The organism is Curtobacterium sp. MCLR17_055, from assembly GCF_003234305.1.
Taxonomy (GTDB): domain Bacteria; phylum Actinomycetota; class Actinomycetes; order Actinomycetales; family Microbacteriaceae; genus Curtobacterium; species Curtobacterium flaccumfaciens.
Genome location: NZ_QKSX01000013.1, coordinates 90,979 through 109,203 on the forward strand (window position 1 = coordinate 90,979; position 18,225 = coordinate 109,203).

Below are 18,225 nucleotides of genomic sequence, written 5' to 3' on the forward strand. Positions count from 1 at the left end.
TCCGTGCCTCCCGTCCGACAGGCCGACAAGCTGACAAGCCGACAGGCCCGACCGCCGGACGCCAGAACGACCGCACCGTGCTCGCAAAGGAGCGAACCCGTGTCACTACCCCCTGCCCCCGCGCTCGGGTCGACGAACGACCCCGGCCTGAAGTCCGCCATCGGCAAGGCGACGAAGCACCTCATGCCGATGCTCGTCATCCTGTACTTCGTCGCGTTCCTCGACCGCACGAACGTCGGTTTCGCCGAAGAGGCCCTGCGCGTCGACCGCGGCATCTCGGACGCCGCCTTCGCCCTGGGCGCCGGCATCTTCTTCATCGGCTACGCGATCTTCGAGATCCCGTCGAACCTGCTGCTCAAGCGGTTCGGTGCGCGCTTCTGGCTCGCCCGCATCGCCGTCACGTGGGGCATCGTCGCCGCACTGTTCGCCTTCACGACGAACGACACGATGTTCATCATCCTGCGGTTCATCCTGGGTGTGACCGAGGCCGGGTTGTTCCCGGGCGTGATCATGTACCTGTCCGAGTGGTTCCCGAACAAGGTGCGCGTGCGCATGTTCGCGATCTTCTACCTGGCGCAGCCGTTCTCGCAGATGATCGGCGCCCCGCTGTCCGGTGGGCTGATCAGCATCGGTGACCAGGTCACCCCGTTCCACGGCTGGCAGGTGATGTTCGCCGGCGAGGGGATCCTCGCGGTGCTGGCGGGCATCGCGGCCCTGGTGTTCCTGACGAACAGTCCGCAGCAGGCGAAGTGGCTCGAACCGGGCGAGAAGGCGTCGCTCACCGCGGCCATGGAGCGCGAGGACACCGCCCGCAGCGAGGACGGCCCGAAGGGCATCTGGCGCGCGATGGCGAGCGGGCGCGTCTGGTACTTCACGATCATCTACTTCTGCCTGCAGGTCGCCGTCTACGGCACGACGTTCTACCTGCCGCAGCAGGTGTCCTCGCTGCTCGGGCAGGACGTCGGCTGGCAGGTCGGTCTGGTGTCCGCGATCCCGTGGCTCGTCGGGCTCGTCGCCTGCTACCTGATCGGGTCGCGTGCAGACTCCGTCGGACGCCGTCGTCGCTGGGGCACCCTGTTCTACGTCACGACCGGTCTGTCGATCCTCGGCTCGGCGTGGGCGGGTGCGAACGGGCAGCCCGTGCTCGGCATCCTGTTCATCACCCTGGCCGTCGCGAGCTTCCTGGCCGTCGGCCCGATCACCTGGGCGTACCCGACGGCGTTCCTGACCGGTGCCGCGGCGGCCGCGGGCATCGGCCTGATCAACTCGCTCGGCAACCTCGGCGGGTTCGTCGCCCCGATCATGCGCACCGCGATCAACGAGGTGGTGCCCACCGACAGCGGTGCGTTCGGCATCGTCTCGCTCGGCGTCCTGGCGTTCGTCGCCGCGGTGATGATCTTCTGCACCAAGTTCTTCCGCGGGGCCAAGGCCGACGAGCTGCTCGACACCTCGCACGTCCGCACCACCGACCCGAAGGGCAGCAAGCGATGACCAGACTGTTCAACGACCCGGCGGACTTCGCCGACGAGGCGACCGACGGCTTCGTCGCCGCGAACGAGCGGTGGGTGCGAAAGGTGCACGGCGGGGTCGCCCGCTCCACCACGAGTCCCGACGGCACGGTCGCGGTCGTGATCGGCGGCGGCTCGGGGCACTACCCCGCGTTCGGCGGACTGGTCGGACACGGACTGGCCGCCGGTGCCGCGATGGGCAACCTGTTCGCCAGCCCCAGCGCCCAGCAGGTCACCGGGGTCGCGAAGGCCGCGGAGCACGGGGGCGGTGTGCTGCTCAGCTACGGCAACTACGCCGGTGACGTCCTGAACTTCGACGCCGCGGCGCGCACGCTCGAGGCCGACGGCATCCCGGTCCGGACGGTCCGCGTCACCGACGACGTGACGAGCGCCCCGGCCGACGAGCGCGCGAAGCGCCGCGGCATCGCGGGTGACCTCTGCGTCTTCAAGGTGGCCGGCGCCGCCGCCGAGCGCGGGGACGACCTCGACACGGTCACCGCCGTCGCCGAGCGGGCGAACGACCGGACGCGGAGCTTCGGCGTCGCGTTCTCCGGGTGCTCGCTGCCGGGTGCCGAGGAACCCCTGTTCACGGTGCCCGAGGGCCGGATGGCGGTCGGCATGGGCATCCACGGCGAGCGTGGCATCGACGAGACGGACGTGCCCACCGCGGACGGGCTGGCCGAGCTGCTGGTGTCCCGGCTGCTCGACGAACTGCCCGACGGCGTGACGCTCGAGGGCCAGCGGGTGGTCCCCATCCTGAACGGCCTGGGTTCGGTCAAGTACGAGGAGCTCTTCGTCGTCTACCGCTCGGTGCAGCGGCGCCTGGCGGACGCCGGGGTCGTCATCGTGGAGCCCGAGGTCGGCGAACTCGTCACGAGCTTCGACATGGCCGGGGTCTCCCTGACGCTCTTCTGGCTCGACGACGAGCTCGAGGAACTCTGGGCAGCACCCGCGGACACCCCCGCCTACCGCAAGGGCGGTGCCGTCGCCGAACAGCGGGTCGACCCGTCGACCGTGGCGGCGGACGCCGAGGGCGTCGGCATCGGCCCGGCGACCGACGAGTCCCGTGCGGTCGCCGAGCAGGTCGCCGCCGGGTTCGCCGCGGTCCGCGCCGTCCTCGACGAGCACGCCGACGAACTCGGGCGCATCGACGCCGTGGCCGGTGACGGTGACCACGGCATCGGGATGCAGCGCGGATCGCACGCCGCCGACGTCGCAGCCGCCGACGCGGTCAGCCGCGGTGCCGGTGCCGGCACCGTCCTGCTGGTCGCCGCGGATGCCTGGTCCGACAAGGCCGGCGGCACGTCCGGTGCGATCTGGGGCGCCGCCCTGGAGGCCCTGGGTCGCGTGGTCGGGGACGACTCGCGTCCGTCGGGTGCCACCGTCGCGCAGGGGGTCCGCGCGGCCACCGAGGCCGTGCTCGCGTTCGGCGCCACCGTCGGTGACAAGACGATGGTGGACGCCCTGGTGCCGTTCGACGAGGTGCTCCGCACCCGGTTCGACGCCGGGGCGGCGCTCGCCGAGGCCTGGGGTGACGCCGTCCGTGCCGCCCGCGAAGCGGCCGACGCCACGGAGTCCCTGGTGCCGAGGATGGGCCGGGCGCGGACGCACGCCGACCAGGCCGTCGGCACCGCGGACCCCGGTGCGCTGTCCTTCGCCCTCGTCGTGGAGACGGTCGCCCCGTGATCACCGTCGGGGTGTCGCTGAAGACGTACTTCTCGCACGCCCGGACGCTGTCGTGGGCGGCCGAGGTCGCGGACATCGCCCGGCGACACCCCGCGACGCTGTCGGGAGCGGCGACGCTGTTCGTGGCGCCGACGTTCCCGGCGCTGGTGCCCGTCCGCGACGTGCTCTCCGGGTCGGGAGTGCTCCTCGCCGCGCAGGACCTGTCGTGGGCCGACGCGGGCGCGTTCACCGGCCAGGTCTCCGGCGCCGAACTGCGGGAGATCGGTGTCGACCTGGTCGAGATCGGGCACGCCGAACGGCGCTCCCTGTTCCACGAGGACGACGCGACGATCGCGGGGAAGGTGCACGCGGCCTTCCGGAACCACCTGCGTCCGCTTGTGTGCGTCGGGGAGCCGGACCGGGCCTCCGATCCGACGGAAGCGGTGGCGGCGGTGACCGCGCAGCTCGACCGGGCCGTCTCGACCGCCGTCGCGGACGGTCTCGCCGGACCCCTGACCGTCGCCTACGAACCGGTGTGGGCGATCGGCGCACCGGCACCTGCACCGGACGACCACATCGTGGCGGTGCTCGCCGGGATCGAGCAGCACCTCGGCGCCCGGCCCGAACTGCGCGGCAGCACCGTCCTCTACGGGGGCAGTGCCGGACCGGGCCTGCTCACCCGGGGGCAGGGCAGGATCGGCGGGCTGTTCCTCGGACGGTTCGCCCACGACCCCGCAGCGGTCGAGGCGATCCTCGACGAGGTCGCGGCGCTCAGCTGAGCTGGTCACGCACCGGCCGTGGGGCGCGACCGAGCAGTTCGCCGAGCAGCGGATCGGTGCCGGCGAACAGGCCCCGCTCGGCGGCCTGGTACATGCCGAGCAGGAACCCGACCATGTGCGGGTCCTGCCCCGCGGCCAGCGCACGGGCACGCCACTCGTCCTCGCCCAGGGCCTCGAACCCGATCGTCCGACCGGACACCTCGGACGCTTGCTGAGCCAGGTCGGCGAAGGTCGGCGCGTCCGGAGCGGTGAGCGTCACCGGCCCGTCGAACGGCTGATCGGCGAGCAGGATCGCGGCGGCTGCCTCGGCGGCGTCCCCGCGGGCGGTCCACGACACCGGGCCGTCGACGGGGACGGACACCGTGCCGGTCTCCTGCCACGGGCCCGTCATCCAGGCGGCGCTGTGCGCGTAGAACCCGTTCCGCAGGCTCGTCCACGGCAGCCCGGAGTCGCGGAGCAGGTCCTCGGTGGCGGCGTGGTGCGCTGCGGGCACGAAGGGTGAACCGTGCGCGGCGCCCTGGTGGCTCGTGTACAGGACCCGGCCGACGCCGGCGTCCACGGCTGCGTCGACCGCGGCACGGTGCAGCGCGACGGCGTCGGCGGCCGGGTCGCTCGACGAGACGAGCAGGAGCTGGTCGGCGCCCGCGAAGGCTGCCGGCAGGGTCTCCGGTTCGGCGTAGTCGCCGCGGCGGACCTCGACGCCGCGGTCGGCGAACCGCTGTGCTCGGGCCGGCTCACGGGTCACCACCGCCAGGTCGGACGGCGCGAGGTGCTCGAGCAGGTGGTCGGCGGTCGCGCCGTTGAGGGCTCCGGTGGCCCCGGTGATGACGATCATGGCTTCTCCGTATCGGTGGAAACAGCGCGTCGGTATCGCTGGTAACACAGTGATAGCACAGATCCGTTATCGTTGATCCGTGATCGAGCAGGGAAGCCAGCGCGACGAGACGCGTTCGCGCATCGTCGAGGTCGCCGGCACCATGCTGCGCGAACGCGGTGCCGCGGCGGTGACCACGCGGGCGGTCGCGGACGGCGCAGGCGTCCAGGCACCGACCATCTACCGGCTGTTCGGCGACAAGGACGGTCTGCTCGAAGCGGTTGCCGAGCACGCGATGGCGACGTTCTCGGCGATGAAGGCCGACGCTGTCCGGGCTGCTCGTGACGGGGCGACCGACCCCGTCGAGGACCTGCGCACCGGGTGGTCGATGACGATCGGCTTCGGGCTGGCGAACCCCGACCTGTTCGTGCTGTTGAGCGACCCGGAGCGCGGCCGTCGGTCGGCAGCCGCCCGCGCCGGTACCGCGCTGCTCGCCGAACGCATCCAGCGGGTGGCCGAGGCCGGACGACTGGCCGTGCCGGAACACCGCGCGGTCGAGCTCGTGCACGCGGCCGGCACCGGTGCGGTGCTCGCGATCCTGGCCGCTCCGGCGGACGAGCGGGACCCGTCACTCGCCGATGACGTCCTCGACGCGGTGCTCGGGCGGATCCTCGTGCCGAGCGGGCCGACGAGGGACGACGGCGGCGCGGCCCCGGGTGGTCGCGGTCGGGGGACTGACGCCGTGACGAGCGCCGCGATCACGCTCCGTGCCGCTGCGCCCCGGCTCGATCGACTGTCGGCAGCCGAGCGGACGATGCTCGCGGAGTGGCTCGACCGGATCGCCGCGGACTAGTCCTCGCGGGTGCCCGCCAGCCCGTGGTCGTGTGCGTAGACGACGAGCTGCACACGGTCGCGCAGCGAGAGCTTGCCGAGGATGCTCGAGATCTGGGTCTTCACCGTCGACTCGGTGACGTACTCCTTCGTGGCGATCTCGGCGTTCGAGAGCCCGCGGGACGCCCACCCGAACACGACGCGCTCCCGCTCGGTCAGGGTCGCGAACTCCGGCGGCTGCGGTGCCGGGGCCCGTGCCACGTCGGTGCCGAACAGCTGCGCGAGGTCGTTCGGTGCGATGACCGAGCTGCCCTCGTGCACGGCCCGCACCGCGGCGAACAGGAACGGCGGCGTGGTGTCCTTGAGCAGGAAGCCGCTGGCGCCGAGCCGGATCGCGGTCGCCGCCGCCGGGTCGAGCCCGAAGGTGGTGAGCACGACGACGCGGGGCAGCGGACCCGGGACGGCGCCGGAGTAGAGCTGCCGGACGGTCTCCACGCCGTCCATGCCGGCCATCCGCATGTCGAGCAGCACCACGTCGGGGCGCACCTCGGGGATGAGTGCGAGCGCTTCGGCCCCGTCGGAGGCCTCACCGACCACCCGCATGTCGTCCTGGGCGTCGAGCACCACCCGGAGCCCGGCGCGGAACAGCGCCTGGTCGTCGGTGAGCAGGATCCTGATCGGTTCGGTCATCGGACGGGTCCCCCTTGGACGTCGAACGGGATGCGGGCGCGTGCCGTGAACACGTCGTCCAGCACGGCGGCGTCGAACGACCCACCGAGGGCGCCGAGGCGCGAGTCCATGCCGTCGATCCCGCGGCCGGAGCCAGCGGTGGTGCCGTCTCCGGCGACGTTCTCGACCTCGAGCACCAGGTCGGCGTTCCGCCAGGTCTCCCGCACGACGACCGGGTTGCCGGGGGCGCCGTGGCGCAGGGCGTTCGTGAGCATCTCCTGCAGCACACGGCGGGCGGCGGTGCCGGTGTCCGGGCGCAGGGCCAGCGGGACCCCGCGAACCGTGCGGTCGACGTCGACCCCGGCGTCGCGGATGCCCTGCACGATCTCCTCGAGCGAGCCCGGGCCGGTCGCCTCGGCGGAGCCGTCGATGTGCCCGAGGACCTGTCGGACCTCGACCAGGGAGCTCCGGGCGGTGCTCGCGATGGTGGCGCTGACCGCTCGGATGCGCGCCTCGTCGTCGAGGAACGGCACCGAGTCGGCCTGCGCGATGATGACCGCGAGCGAGTGGCCGACGACGTCGTGCACGTCCCGGGCGATGTCGGCGCGGATGCGTTCGGACTCGGCGACGTCGATGGCGCGGGTGGCGGTGGCCTCGGCCTCGGTGGCGACGGCCTCGGCACGTGATGCTGCGGCCTCGGCGTCGGCACGGCGCTCCGACTCGCGGTCGCGGGAGCGGAAGGCCCGGACGGCGACGCCACCCGCCCAGACCCCGAGCAGCGCGGTCACCGGGGCGGCCATCGCCAGGAAGGCCTGGTCGCGCGGCCCGTTGATGAGCACGAGGAACCGGAAGCCGGTCGACGCCAGGTAGACCGTGGCACCCGCCCCGGCGACGACCGCGAGCACGCCCGAGACGACGACCTCGGTGCGGGTGCCCACGACCGCGGCGGTGCCGATCACGACGAACATCGCGAGGTCCACCAGCGACGGGCGCTCGCCGCCGCCGACCTGGATCACCCCGAGGACGACGACCATGGCCATCGCGGCGGACGGGGAGATGCGACGCAGGGCGATCGCCACCGAAGCCGACAACACTGCGGCGAGGCTCGCGTGCTCGAGCTCGAGGTCGATGGGCAGCAGGAACACGAACGCCGCCAGGGCCGCCCAGGCCACGTCGATGACGATCGACCGGGTGGCGAGCGGCCGGAGGAACGTGCGCCGGTCCGTCACGGCTCGATCATCGCATGCCGCCCACGCCGGGCAGCGCGGACCGACGTCACGCGCCCGCGGTCATGGCGGCGAGGGCGATGACGGTCGTGGTGACGATCGCGGCGCAGAGCAGCAGCGTGGCGATCGTGTGCTTCGTCGAGGACTCCATGTCACCAGACTCGTGGCCCGGAGTCGCCGGGGCATCGGGCGCAGGGGCGAAGCGCTTCGTCCCTGCGGGTGAAGCGAGGGGTGATCACCCGGTACTCGGGGATCAGACGACGACGGACCCCAGCTGGCGGTGCGCGATCGAGACGGACTCGCCGGACACCGCGTTCAGCGGCGACGACAGGAACGCGACGAGGTCGGCGATCTGCTGCGGTGTCGAGTCGCCGGGGCCTCCCGGGCGGACCTCGGCGGACGGGGTGTCCGTCACGGTCCCGGGGTTGATGACGTTCACCGTGACCCCGGTGCCCGCCACGTCGTCGGCCAGGTTCTTCGCGATGACGCTCACCGCCGTGTTCCGGAGCGAGGCCGTGATGTTGCCGGAGAAGTACGCGTTCTGCCCGCTCACCACGACCACGCGGCCGAACCCGGCCTCGCGCTGGGCCGGGAGCACGGCGTTCGCGACGCGGAGGAACCCGAGCGCCTTGCCGTCGATCGCGTCGAGGACCTGCTCCGGGTCGGACTTCCGGGCCGGGTCGAGGGTGCTCGCGCTCGGGGCAGCGGTCACGACCAGCACGTCGATGCGCCCGTGCCGCTCGAGGACGGCGGCGATGCCTGCGTCCACCGACTCCTGCGAGGCGGTGTCGATCGGCACGCTGCCGTCGGAGTCCTCGGCGCTGCGGGAAGCGACGACGACGGTCGCCCCCTCGGTGCGGAGGCGGTGGGCGACGGCGGTACCGATGTACCCCTTGCCTCCGACGACGAGTGCGACACGGTTCTTGAGTTCGAGGTCCACGCGGCCACGCTATGCCGGGACGGTGCGGTCTGCCCGCCCGTCGCGCACCGGAGCCCCCACCCGATGGCGGGCAGGAGCTCCGGTGGTCAGATCGCGATCAGCAGTACTTGCCGGTCCACGAGGCACCGGTCAGGGCCCCGTAGTCCGGATTGGCGTACAACGTCGTCTCGCCGGCCGACAAGCACAGGCTCTTCGACGTGTACGTGTACTTGACGGTGATCTGGACCGGGTCCGACTTGCAGTTGTTGTAGGTGCCCTTCTCGTAGTGTCCGTCGTCCCCGCCGCCGATGTTCCCCGTCGTGATCGGGTAGAAACCGCACGGTGACGCGGCGTTCGCGGGACCGGCCGCTGCCAGCGACCCGCCGAACATCATGGTGGCGGCGAGTGCCGTGCCACCGATCTTCGTCCAGAGCTTCATCGCTCTCCCCCTAACAGCTTCCGACCTTGCTGGCCCCTGAGATCTGCTTGTCGTTCTCGGTGAATCCCAGTCGGACGTCGCCGGGCTGGACGCAGTAGTTCTTGCTCCCGCCCTTCATCGTCACCTTGATCTTCACATTGCCGCTGCCGCAATTCCCGTAATGCGCGACCTGGCGCTGACCACTGAACGGCGATATCGACCCGACCACTGGGACGTTGATCGCGAAGGTCGAATCGTAGTCCTCGATCTCTTCGCTGTACCCGCAGACCATCGCGCTCGCCGGCGCTGCGGTGACGGTACTCACACCGACGACTCCGCCGAGTGCGAGTGCGGCGGCCGCACTCCCCAGTGCTGCCTTCCGGATTTTCTGATGCAGATGCATTCTTTCTCCCCTCTGCGGGACTGCGGTAGGCTGTCCGCGCAACGAATTGTGCATCGTGCCCCGAATTCCGTTCGTGGAATTCGGAACAACAACGAACTTACTCTTGAAGAATCATCACGCAAGCCCGCCAGGTGTGCATGCGGTGGGTATCGCAACGGAACGAGGTGGACATGGGCTCACGATCAGCTGGCAATGTCGCGACGATCATCGCCGCAGGGTGTTTGGTACTGCTCCTCGTCGTCGTTTGGCTCCGCGGACAGCAGTCGATCGGAGATGGGTTCGCGATCCCCGTCGTGTCCGTGCTCGTTCTCGGGTTCACCGGCTGCACGGTCTGGGCCGGGGTCGTCGCCTTGCGTCGACGCGGGAGAGGACGCTGACGCCCGTCTGCGCGATCTGGCTTTCCTTGGGACGGCGCTGAGGCGGTCGCGCCGACCATCGCACACGGACCCGCTCGATCGACGGGCATCCGCTGGAGTGAAGGAGAGCCACGTGTACTTCCACAAGCAGGAACTGCAGTTCAAGGCAACGCCCGACAAGCCCGACGCGATCTACGCCCGCAAGCTGCAGGAGGTGCTCGGTGGCCAGTACGGAGAGATCTCCGTCGCGCTGCAGTACCAGTTCCAGGCGTGGAACATGCACATCCCCGGCAAGTACCGCGACATGGTGTTCGGCATCGGCGCCGAGGAGATGGGCCACGTCGAGATGCTCGCGACGATGATCGCGCAGCTGCTCGAGAAGTCCCCGCTCGGCATCACCGAGGACGCGCTGCAGGACGACCCCACGGTCGCCGCGATCGTCGGCGGCACCGACGTCCAGCACGCGATCGTCGCCGGTGCGGGTGCCCGCCCGGTGGACAGCAACGGCAACCCCTGGCAGGGCTCGTACATCACCGCCAGCGGCAACCTGCTCGCCGACTTCACGGCGAACGAGAACGCCGAGATGCAGGGTCGTGTGCAGGCCGCCCGGCTCTACCACATGACCGACGACCACGGCGTGCGGGACCTGCTGTCGTTCCTCATCGCTCGCGACACCATGCACCAGAACATGTGGGCGACCGCTGCCGCCGAGCTGCGCGAGAAGGGCGTCGAGGGCTTCCCCGTGCCGAGCAACTTCCCGCAGTCGAAGGAGAACCAGGAGGTCAACTACCAGTACCTCAACTTCTCCGACGGCGCCGAGGCGAAGAACGGCCCCTGGGCGAGCGGCCCCTCGTTCGACGGCAAGGGCGAGTACTCGTACCACGACGGCCCGACGACCTCGGTCCCGATGCCCCCGCCCACGCACCCCGACGTCCGGCTCTACGGCACCACCGAGCTGCCGAACATCGTCGAGAAGACGGCCGGCCTGGTGCAGGACAAGCTGAACAAGGAGTAGTCCCGACGGTCGCCCACGCGACCGACGGAACGACAGGAGGCCCGGCGCACGACGTGCACCGGGCCTCCTGTCCGTCAGGTGGTCACCGCACCGACGGGGCGGACCCGCCCACGGTCATCAGCGCCCCCGTCTCGGGTTCTTCGTCGCGGGGTGCCTCGAAGATGCCCGAGTAGGCGCGGACCGCGCTCCACCCCGCGATCAGCAGGGCCGTGCCGAGGACGGCCGCGACCCAGGGCGCCAGGAGTGACTGCTCGAACAGCCGGGGCGCGGCGACCCAGGTCAGGAACGTGCCGGTCAGGCTGCCGGTCGCCCCGAGGAGCACGGCGGTGCGCCGGTCCAGGCTCGTCAGCGCGAGCGCCGCGGTGACGACGAGGACCGCGACCACCGCGTTCAGCAGGACGGACGTCATCGCTCAGCTCCTCACTCGGCGGCGCCGGAACCGGCGGCACCGGAACCGACCGCGAGCTGCTCGGACGCGCCACCGACGGTGACGGCGATCTTGCGCGGCTTCGCGGACTCCTTGACGGGGATCGTGACGCTCAGCACGCCGTTGTCGTACCCGGCGGTGATGCGCTCGGCGTCCAGGCCGTCGCCGAGCGTCAGCTGCCGGACGAACGTGCCGGGCTGGCGCTCACGGGTGAGCCACTGCGAGCCCTCGGGCGCGCCCAGCGTGCGCTCGGCGCGGATGGTCAGGACGGAACCGTCCACGTCGATGTCGACGGAGCCCGGGTCGATGCCGGGCAGGTCGACGTCGAGGACGTAGTGGTCCCCGGTGCGGTACAGGTCCATCGGCATCGAGCGCGGTCCGGCGGCGGTGCCGAGGAGCGAACCCGCGAGTCGGTCGAGCTCGCGGAACGGATCGAAGTTCATCGTCATCGAAATCAACTCCTTCGTGGTTCTCGTTGAGTCCCCTCGACTCAACTGCCACCGTTTTAGCACTCGACCCTGGTGAGTGCCAAGAGATCGCTCGGAGGACGCCGAGAACTCAGCCGAGCAGGGGCTCGAGCCGCGCGACCGCCGTCCGCAGGTGCACCAGGGCCTCGCCAGGGGACTCCACCCGGGCCGCGGGCGCGGACAACGTCAGCCCCGCCACGAGCTCACCGCGCTCGCCGCGGACGGGCAGTGCCAGGCACCCGAAGCCCCGCACGAAGGCACCGACCTGCGACGCCGAGGCACCGCCGGCTGCGTGCAGCCGGCCCATCGCGCTCGACCCGGGTGCCGATCGCAGGGCGGTCGCGTCGAGGAGCGGGAAGTCCGGGTCGACGTCGACGTCGCAGATCCCGTCGGCGTCGTACCGGGCCAGGTGCACCCCGGCGCGGACCGCCGAGCGCACGTCGGACAGCACGGACCGGACGGCGCGGGGGAGCGGTGGGACCGACGGGGCAGCGGCCGGGGCGACGCCGGCGAGCTCCGAGACCTTGTGCCCCAGTGCGAAGCCGCGCAGGTCCGGCAGCCGCACCAGGTACTCGTCCTCCACGAGCAGCGTGATGAGCCGGTAGGTGGTCGCCCGCGGCATCCCGAGCGCGTCCGAGATCTGCTGGGCGGTGACGCCGGGCCCGGCGTGCGCGACCGCCTCGAGCACCGCGAGGGCGTTCTGGATCGCCTTCGGCTGCCGCGCGCGGAGACCGGGTTCGCTCACCGCACCCCCGTCCCGTGGCCGGGTCCGGCGGACGGCCGGGAGGCGCCCAGCAGGTCCGCCTCGACCGGCACGTCGTACACCGCCCGGCTCCGACCCCGTCGCCAGGGTCGCCGACGGGTCGCCACCAGGAACGCGACGACGACCGCGGTGACCGCCCCGACGGCGAGGACGACGGCCGGCCACCGGGGCGATGCGGCCTCGACCCCGGCGTAGGTGAGCAGCACGGCGGTGAGCAGGACACCGGTCGTCACCGCGGTGGTCGCCACCCCCGTCGTCAGCTCGCCGATGCGTCGCAGGAACACCGGAGCCGCGAAGCACGTCATCGCGTACGCCGTCAGGTACCCGAGTGCCGCGACGACGAGTTCGGCCTCCATCAGGGACCAGGTCGGGATGCCGGTGAGGAGCCCGAGGACCGGCAGCGCGGTCAGCACCGAGCACGCCAGCACGCCCGCGACGAAGGGTGTCCGGAACCGGGGCGACGCCCGCCCGAGCGCGGCCGGCAGCACCCCTTCACGGCCCATCGCGAACAGCACCCGGACGAGCGCCGTCGTCGAGGCGATCGCGCACGCGGCGAACGAGGCGGCGATCCCGAGGTCGAGCGCCCACCCGACCCACTGCATGCCGAAGGCCGTGGCGAGCTCGTTGACCGGCGACGCGCTCGTGGCGAGGTCGGCGCCGATCGCGGCGAACCCGGTCTGCTGGGCGGCAGCGCTCACGACGTAGAGCACGCCCGCGACCAGGACGGTCCACGAGATCGCGCGGGGGATCGCCTGGAACGGGCGCCGGGCCTCCACGCCGAGCACCGACGCGCTCTCGAACCCGACGAAGGCGGTGACCGCGAGCGCCGTGCCCACCGCGAAGGGCGCCGGTGCGGTCGGACCGAGTGCGAGGGCGGACGTGTCGACGGGCTGCAGCCGTGCGACCAGGGCGACGATCAGCACGACGATGACGGCGACGGACAGGGTCTCGACGAGCAGGGTGAGGCGCGTCGACAACCGGACCCCGAGGGCGATGACGGCGAACACCGCGGCGCCCATGACGGTGATCACCACGACCGTGACCAGGGAGCCAGTGCCGGCCGTCGGGACGAACCGGGACAGCAGGTAGTCGAGGTAGTAGCCGCTGCCGGTGAGCGAGAACATCGCGATGAACCCGTAGCCGAGCAGCAGTGCGGCGCCCGCGACCACACCGGCCGCCGGCCCCAGGCCGAGCGAGACGTAGGTGTAGAGCGAGCCGGTGCCCGCCACGCGTCGGACGAACTGGTTCACGGTGCGTCCGACCAGGAACGACAGCGCCATCGCGGCGAGCAGGGACCACGTCGCGCCCTGCCCGGCGACGGTCGCGACGAGCACCGGGATCGTGGTGGCCGCCGCCGACGGTGCGACCGCGGACACCGACTGCGCCAGCACGTCGACCGGGCCGATGCTCCGCCGGGACAGCCCGTCGACGGGGGAGCGCGTGCCGATGCCCGGCACCCGTGGCGGGTCGGCGATGGCACGGTCGAGCGCGGTCATGCGGCAACGGTACGGGCGCTGCGTTGCCCCGGTGTCTCGGTCGTGTTTCGCGGTGGTCTCGGGCAAATGAGACGCCTCGTCCGGGCCGTCCCATTCGGGTGCGTGCGGGTTTCACACTCGTGGAACGGGGGCGCAACCCCAGCGCGGGACCGTGGTCCCACCCCGACCCAGTCACCCGAACCGGAAGGCCACGATGTCCAGCATCACGAAGGACCCCGCGTCACTCGGAGCCGTACCCGCACCGCAGCGGACCATGCGCGGCTCGCTCGGCGTCACCGCGATCGTGTTCATGGTCGTCGCGGCCGCCGCCCCGCTCACCGTCGTCGGCGGTGCCGCCCCGCTCGGCATGCTGCTCGGCAACGGCGTCGGGTTCCCGTCGCTCTACGCCGCGTCCGCCGTGATCCTGCTGCTGTTCTCGGTGGGGCTGGCGGCGATGACCCGGCACCTGCCACGACCCGGCGCCTTCTTCACGTTCGTGGGCCACGGGCTCGGTCGTCCGGCCGGTGCGGGGGCGGCCACCCTGGCGCTGCTGACCTACACGACGATCCAGGTCAGCGTGCACGGCTACATCGGGTACCTGCTCGGGGTGACCGTCACGGGCCTCGGTGGGCCGGACATCCCCTGGTACGTGTGGTCCCTGGTCGTCGTGGCGCTCGTCGGGGTGCTCGGCTACCGGCACATCGACCTGTCGAGCAAGGTCCTCGGCGTCCTGCTCGTCGGCGAGGTCGGGATCGTGCTCGTCCTGGTCGCCGCGATCGTGTTCCGGGGCGGTGCCGACGGGCTCTCGCTCGCGCCGTTCGAACCGACCCACGTCATGTCCGGCTCGCCCGGCGTCGGCCTCATGTTCGCCATCGCGGCGTTCATCGGGTTCGAGGCGACCGCGATCTTCCGTGACGAGGCGAAGGACCCGGAGCGCACGATCCCACGGGCCACCTACACCGCCGTCATCGGCATCGGGGTGTTCTACACGCTGGCGTCGTGGGGACTCGTGATGGCCTGGGGTCCGGACGGCGTGCTCGCCGAGGCCGCGAAGGACCCGGGCGCGCTCATCCTCACCACGGCGGCGCAGTACATCGGCACCGCGGGCGAGGCCGTCATGAACGTGCTGCTGCTCACGAGCATGTTCGCCTGCGTCCTGTCCTTCCACAACGTCATCACCCGGTACCAGCACTCGATGGCGAACGCCTCGCTCCTGCCCGGTCGTCTCGGCACCGTGCACCGCAAGCACGAGTCGCCGCACACCTCGAGCGTCGTGCAGACCGTCACCGCCGCCGTGCTCATGGTCCTGTTCGCCGTCCTCGGCCTCGATCCGGTCCTGCAGGTCTTCAGCTGGTTCGCCGGGGTCGCCACCCTGGGCGTGGCGATCCTGATGGCAGCGACGAGCCTCGCCGTCATCGTGTACTTCCGCCGGAACCGCGCCGACCGCCGCATCTGGAACACCGTCATCGCCCCGGTCCTGGGGTTCGTCGGGCTCGTCGCCTCGGCCGTCCTGATCTGGGCGAACTTCCCGACGCTCGTCGGTGACGTCGACGGTTCCGGAGCGAGCGTCTTCGGTGTCGTCAGCACCGTGCTCACCGGCCTCGTCGTGGTCGTGCCCGCCGTCGGCGTGCTGCAGGCCGTGGTGCTGCGCCGGCGCGACCGCCGCCGCTACGACCAGATGCTCGACCGTCTCGCCAGCGACGGCTGACCGACCCACCCGACCCGCGCCTCCAGACCGAACCGAAGGAACCACCAGCATGACGCTCACCGACCCCGTCACCGCCACCACCCACCCGCTCGCGAACCTGAGCCCCGACGAGTTCACCGCCGTCCGCGACGTCGTCACGGCGCAGCCGGACTGGACCGACACCACGCGCTTCGTCTACGTCGGCCTCGACGAGCCGCACAAGCAGCAGGTCCTGGCCTGGCAGGCCGGCGACGGTCCCCTGCCGGACCGCCGCGCCCGCGTGATGCTCCTCGACATGGCGACCGGACGCTCCACCGACGGCGTCGTCTCGATCACCGACCGGATCGTCCTGTCCACCGACGTGCTCGACGGGTCCCGTGGACAGCTGCCCGTCCTCATCGAGGAGTTCGACGCCGTCGGCGAGATCGCGAACGCGGACGAGCGCTGGGTCGCCGCCCTGGCGAAGCGCGGCCTGACGCCGGACGAGGTGAAGTGCGTCCCGCTGTCGGCCGGGTACTACGACTACCCCGAGGAGGAGGGGCGCCGGATCCTCCGCGTGCTCGCCTTCCGCCAGGACCACCCCGCCGACCACGTCTGGGCGCACCCCGTGGACGGCCTGTCGGTGTACGTCGACGCCGCCAACCGCGCCGTGACCCGCATCGTGGACGTCGCGGAGATGCCCGTGCCCGCCACGTCCGGCAACTTCGACGACCCGGCGGTGCAGGGCGAACCGCTCGACCTCAAGCCGATCGTCATCACGCAGCCCGAGGGGCCGTCGTTCTCGGTCGACGGCGAGTTCGTCGAGTGGGCGAACTGGCGGTTCCAGGTCGGGTTCGACGCCCGCGAGGGGCTCGTGCTCCGGCAGCTGTCGTGGCAGGACGGTGCGCGGCTGCGGCCGATCGTCTACCGGGCCTCGATCGACGAGATGCTCGTGCCCTACGGCGACCCGTCACCGGTGCGGTTCTGGCAGAACTACTTCGACACCGGCGAGTACCTGTTCGGACGCTTCACCAACTCGCTCGAGCTCGGCTGCGACTGCGTCGGCGAGATCAAGTACTTCGACGCCGTCCTGGCCGACGAGCTCGGCAACCCGCAGACCATCCGGAACGGCATCTGCATGCACGAGGAGGACTTCGGCACGCTGTGGAAGCACGGGGACATCTACACCGGGTCGCAGGAGGTCCGGCGCTCCCGTCGGCTGGTGATCTCGTTCTTCACCACCGTCGGCAACTACGACTACGGGTTCTACTGGTACCTGTACCTCGACGGCACGATCGAGTGCGAGGCGAAGCTCACCGGCGTCCTCTTCACCTCGTCGTACCCGGGTCGGACGGAGACCGGTGCGGACTACCCGTACGCCTCCGAGGTCGCGCCCGGCCTCGGCGCCCCGTACCACCAGCACCTGTTCTCGGCACGGCTGGACATGATGGTCGACGGGCTGTCGAACGCGGTGGACGAGGTCGACGCCGTCCGGGTCCCGGTCGGCCCGGGCAACGAGCACGGCAACGCGTTCACGAAGTCGGTCACCCGGCTGTCGTCCGAGTCGACCTCCGGCCGTCTCGCCGACGCGTCGAAGGCCCGGACCTGGTTCATCTCGAACACCGAGGAGCGCAACCACCTCGACCGCCCGACCGGGTACGTGCTGTACCCGCAGGACGCCCCGGTGCTGCTCGCGGACGACTCGTCGTCGGTGGCCGCACGCGCCGAGTTCGCACGGAAGCACCTGTACGTGACGCAGTACGACCCGGCCGAGCGCTTCGCCGCCGGTGACTTCGTGCACCAGAACCCCGGCGGGGACGGCGTCGCCCGGTACGTGCAGGGGGACCGTCCGCTCGACGGCGAGGACATCGTGCTGTGGCACACCTTCGGCCCCACGCACTTCCCCCGGCCCGAGGACTGGCCCGTCATGCCCGTCGACTACGCCAAGTTCACGCTCAAGCCGTACGGGTTCTTCCCGCGGAACCCGGCCCTGAACGTGCCGGCGTCGATCGGGGCATCGGCCGGGTCGCACTGCTCGCACCACGTCTCCGGCGCCGTCGAGGCCGCACACGACGCAGCCGAGCACCAGCACGACCACGGGCACGGGCACGGGGACGGGCACTGACGTGACCGACCTGCTCGGGCTCGCGGCCATCGTGCCGGCGTCGGCCGGGGCCTGCTGCACGGTCGGGGCGTGGCGCCCCGGCCGTGCGGTCGACGTGGTCGCCGCGGTCGCGATGGTGGCGGCGATGGTCGACGGGGCGTTCGGACCCCGGGTCCTGCCGGGTGTCCTGTGGTTCCTGGTGCTGGCGTTCCTCGCCGTGGTGGTCGCCGGGGTGCACCGGTTGCAGTCCACGTCCGCCTGGAGGCGCGGGTCGGCTCAGCCGCCGGGTGCGGCCTCCGCACACGGCCGGTACGGGCGGCTGCATGCTGCCCTGGGCCTGCTCGTGATGGGCGCGATGGGTGTCGGCATGGCGCACGACGCCGGTGCCGCGGGGATGCACCAGCACCTCGGGGTGGTCGCGGTGACGTGGCAGGTGGTGCTCGGCGGGTTGACCCTCGGGTACCTGGTGCTCACCGTCCACATGCTCCGTGACGGCGTCCGGCGACGATCACGTCCGCTGCCGCTGGTCGAGACCTTGGCGATGGGGGTCGCGGTCGCGGTGATGTCCGCGGCGATGGTCTGAGGCGCGTGCCGCGTGCCGCCGACCCGTTCGGCGCGCAAAACGTACACAGCGCGAATGGTTCGTTGAACTGACCGTTCACATTGTGAAAGAGTTCAGCCGTCCGCAGGGGACACACGGCAAGCAAGAAGGGCGGGACA

At 71.5% G+C, this 18,225-nt stretch carries 18 protein-coding genes; 8 read left to right on the forward strand and 10 right to left on the reverse strand.

Features of this window, described 5'->3' with window-relative positions; translation table 11 throughout:
* Window positions 1-99: 99 nt before the first annotated feature.
* From DEJ09_RS12605 to DEJ09_RS12615, 3 genes are read left to right on the forward strand one after another with little or no spacing between them, the layout of a single operon-like run.
* Complete coding sequence (locus DEJ09_RS12605) at window positions 100-1,491, forward strand: MFS transporter (protein WP_111088818.1); 1,392 nt, start codon at window positions 100-102, stop codon at window positions 1,489-1,491.
* The gene (locus DEJ09_RS12610; RefSeq protein WP_111088819.1) at window positions 1,488-3,194 is read left to right on the forward strand and encodes a dihydroxyacetone kinase family protein; all 1,707 of its coding nucleotides are present in this window, start codon (window positions 1,488-1,490) and stop codon (window positions 3,192-3,194) included. Before DEJ09_RS12605 ends, DEJ09_RS12610 begins: the two co-directional genes overlap by 4 nt.
* On the forward strand, window positions 3,191-3,952 hold the full coding sequence (locus DEJ09_RS12615) for a triose-phosphate isomerase family protein (protein WP_111088820.1): 762 nt from the start codon (window positions 3,191-3,193) through the stop codon (window positions 3,950-3,952). The genes DEJ09_RS12610 and DEJ09_RS12615 overlap by 4 nt, the downstream gene beginning before the upstream one ends.
* Here DEJ09_RS12615 and DEJ09_RS12620 read toward each other — a convergent pair.
* A complete protein-coding gene (locus DEJ09_RS12620; protein ID WP_111088821.1) occupies window positions 3,945-4,787 on the reverse strand; it encodes an NAD(P)H-binding protein in 843 nt (280 codons plus the stop codon). The two genes, DEJ09_RS12615 and DEJ09_RS12620, sit on opposite strands and share 8 nt — an antisense overlap.
* 79 nt (window positions 4,788-4,866) lie before the next feature.
* Between DEJ09_RS12620 and DEJ09_RS12625 the strand changes: the two genes are divergently transcribed.
* Complete coding sequence (locus DEJ09_RS12625) at window positions 4,867-5,619, forward strand: TetR/AcrR family transcriptional regulator (protein WP_111088822.1); 753 nt, start codon at window positions 4,867-4,869, stop codon at window positions 5,617-5,619.
* Here DEJ09_RS12625 and DEJ09_RS12630 read toward each other — a convergent pair.
* From DEJ09_RS12630 to DEJ09_RS12650, 5 genes are all read right to left on the reverse strand, one after another.
* Window positions 5,616-6,287, reverse strand: a complete 672-nt coding sequence (locus tag DEJ09_RS12630) for a response regulator transcription factor (RefSeq protein WP_056072621.1) — start codon at window positions 6,285-6,287, stop codon at window positions 5,616-5,618. The genes DEJ09_RS12625 and DEJ09_RS12630 overlap by 4 nt on opposite strands.
* Window positions 6,284-7,495 (reverse strand): sensor histidine kinase, encoded by a 1,212-nt coding sequence (locus DEJ09_RS12635; RefSeq protein WP_258373890.1) that lies wholly within the window; start codon window positions 7,493-7,495, stop codon window positions 6,284-6,286. Before DEJ09_RS12635 ends, DEJ09_RS12630 begins: the two co-directional genes overlap by 4 nt.
* A 250-nt stretch (window positions 7,496-7,745) precedes the next feature.
* Window positions 7,746-8,432, reverse strand: a complete 687-nt coding sequence (locus DEJ09_RS12640) for an SDR family NAD(P)-dependent oxidoreductase (RefSeq protein ID WP_111028793.1) — start codon at window positions 8,430-8,432, stop codon at window positions 7,746-7,748.
* Between the two features lie 97 nt (window positions 8,433-8,529).
* Window positions 8,530-8,850 carry a DUF6355 family natural product biosynthesis protein gene (locus DEJ09_RS12645; protein WP_111028792.1) on the reverse strand — a complete coding sequence of 107 codons (321 nt, stop codon included), beginning with the start codon at window positions 8,848-8,850 and terminating at the stop codon, window positions 8,530-8,532.
* Between the two features lie 10 nt (window positions 8,851-8,860).
* Window positions 8,861-9,232 (reverse strand): DUF6355 family natural product biosynthesis protein, encoded by a 372-nt coding sequence (locus tag DEJ09_RS12650; RefSeq protein WP_111028791.1) that lies wholly within the window; start codon window positions 9,230-9,232, stop codon window positions 8,861-8,863.
* A 489-nt stretch (window positions 9,233-9,721) separates the two neighbouring features.
* Between DEJ09_RS12650 and DEJ09_RS12655 the strand changes: the two genes are divergently transcribed.
* Window positions 9,722-10,603: a manganese catalase family protein gene (locus DEJ09_RS12655; protein ID WP_111088845.1), complete on the forward strand. Its 882-nt coding sequence runs from the start codon at window positions 9,722-9,724 to the stop codon at window positions 10,601-10,603.
* Window positions 10,604-10,685: 82 nt separating this feature from the next.
* Here DEJ09_RS12655 and DEJ09_RS12660 read toward each other — a convergent pair whose 3' ends face one another.
* The 4 genes from DEJ09_RS12660 to DEJ09_RS12675 form a co-directional block, all read right to left on the reverse strand.
* Window positions 10,686-11,012, reverse strand: coding sequence for a hypothetical protein (locus tag DEJ09_RS12660; protein WP_071248763.1), 327 nt, complete (start codon window positions 11,010-11,012; stop codon window positions 10,686-10,688).
* A gap of 11 nt (window positions 11,013-11,023) precedes the next feature.
* The gene (locus DEJ09_RS12665) at window positions 11,024-11,479 is read right to left on the reverse strand and encodes an Hsp20/alpha crystallin family protein (protein ID WP_071248766.1); all 456 of its coding nucleotides are present in this window, start codon (window positions 11,477-11,479) and stop codon (window positions 11,024-11,026) included.
* 109 nt (window positions 11,480-11,588) lie between these two features.
* A complete protein-coding gene (locus tag DEJ09_RS12670; protein WP_258373891.1) occupies window positions 11,589-12,242 on the reverse strand; it encodes a helix-turn-helix domain-containing protein in 654 nt (217 codons plus the stop codon).
* The gene (locus DEJ09_RS12675; RefSeq protein WP_111088823.1) at window positions 12,239-13,756 is read right to left on the reverse strand and encodes an APC family permease; all 1,518 of its coding nucleotides are present in this window, start codon (window positions 13,754-13,756) and stop codon (window positions 12,239-12,241) included. The genes DEJ09_RS12670 and DEJ09_RS12675 overlap by 4 nt, the downstream gene beginning before the upstream one ends.
* Before the next feature lie 193 nt (window positions 13,757-13,949).
* Between DEJ09_RS12675 and DEJ09_RS12680 the strand changes: the two genes are divergently transcribed.
* From DEJ09_RS12680 to DEJ09_RS12690, 3 genes are read left to right on the forward strand one after another with little or no spacing between them, the layout of a single operon-like run.
* On the forward strand, window positions 13,950-15,443 hold the full coding sequence (locus DEJ09_RS12680) for an APC family permease (RefSeq protein WP_111088824.1): 1,494 nt from the start codon (window positions 13,950-13,952) through the stop codon (window positions 15,441-15,443).
* A 49-nt stretch (window positions 15,444-15,492) separates the two neighbouring features.
* A complete protein-coding gene (locus tag DEJ09_RS12685) occupies window positions 15,493-17,526 on the forward strand; it encodes a primary-amine oxidase (RefSeq protein ID WP_111088825.1) in 2,034 nt (677 codons plus the stop codon).
* Between the two features lies 1 nt (window position 17,527).
* Window positions 17,528-18,088, forward strand: coding sequence for a hypothetical protein (locus tag DEJ09_RS12690; RefSeq protein ID WP_111028786.1), 561 nt, complete (start codon window positions 17,528-17,530; stop codon window positions 18,086-18,088).
* Window positions 18,089-18,225: the final 137 nt, after the last annotated feature.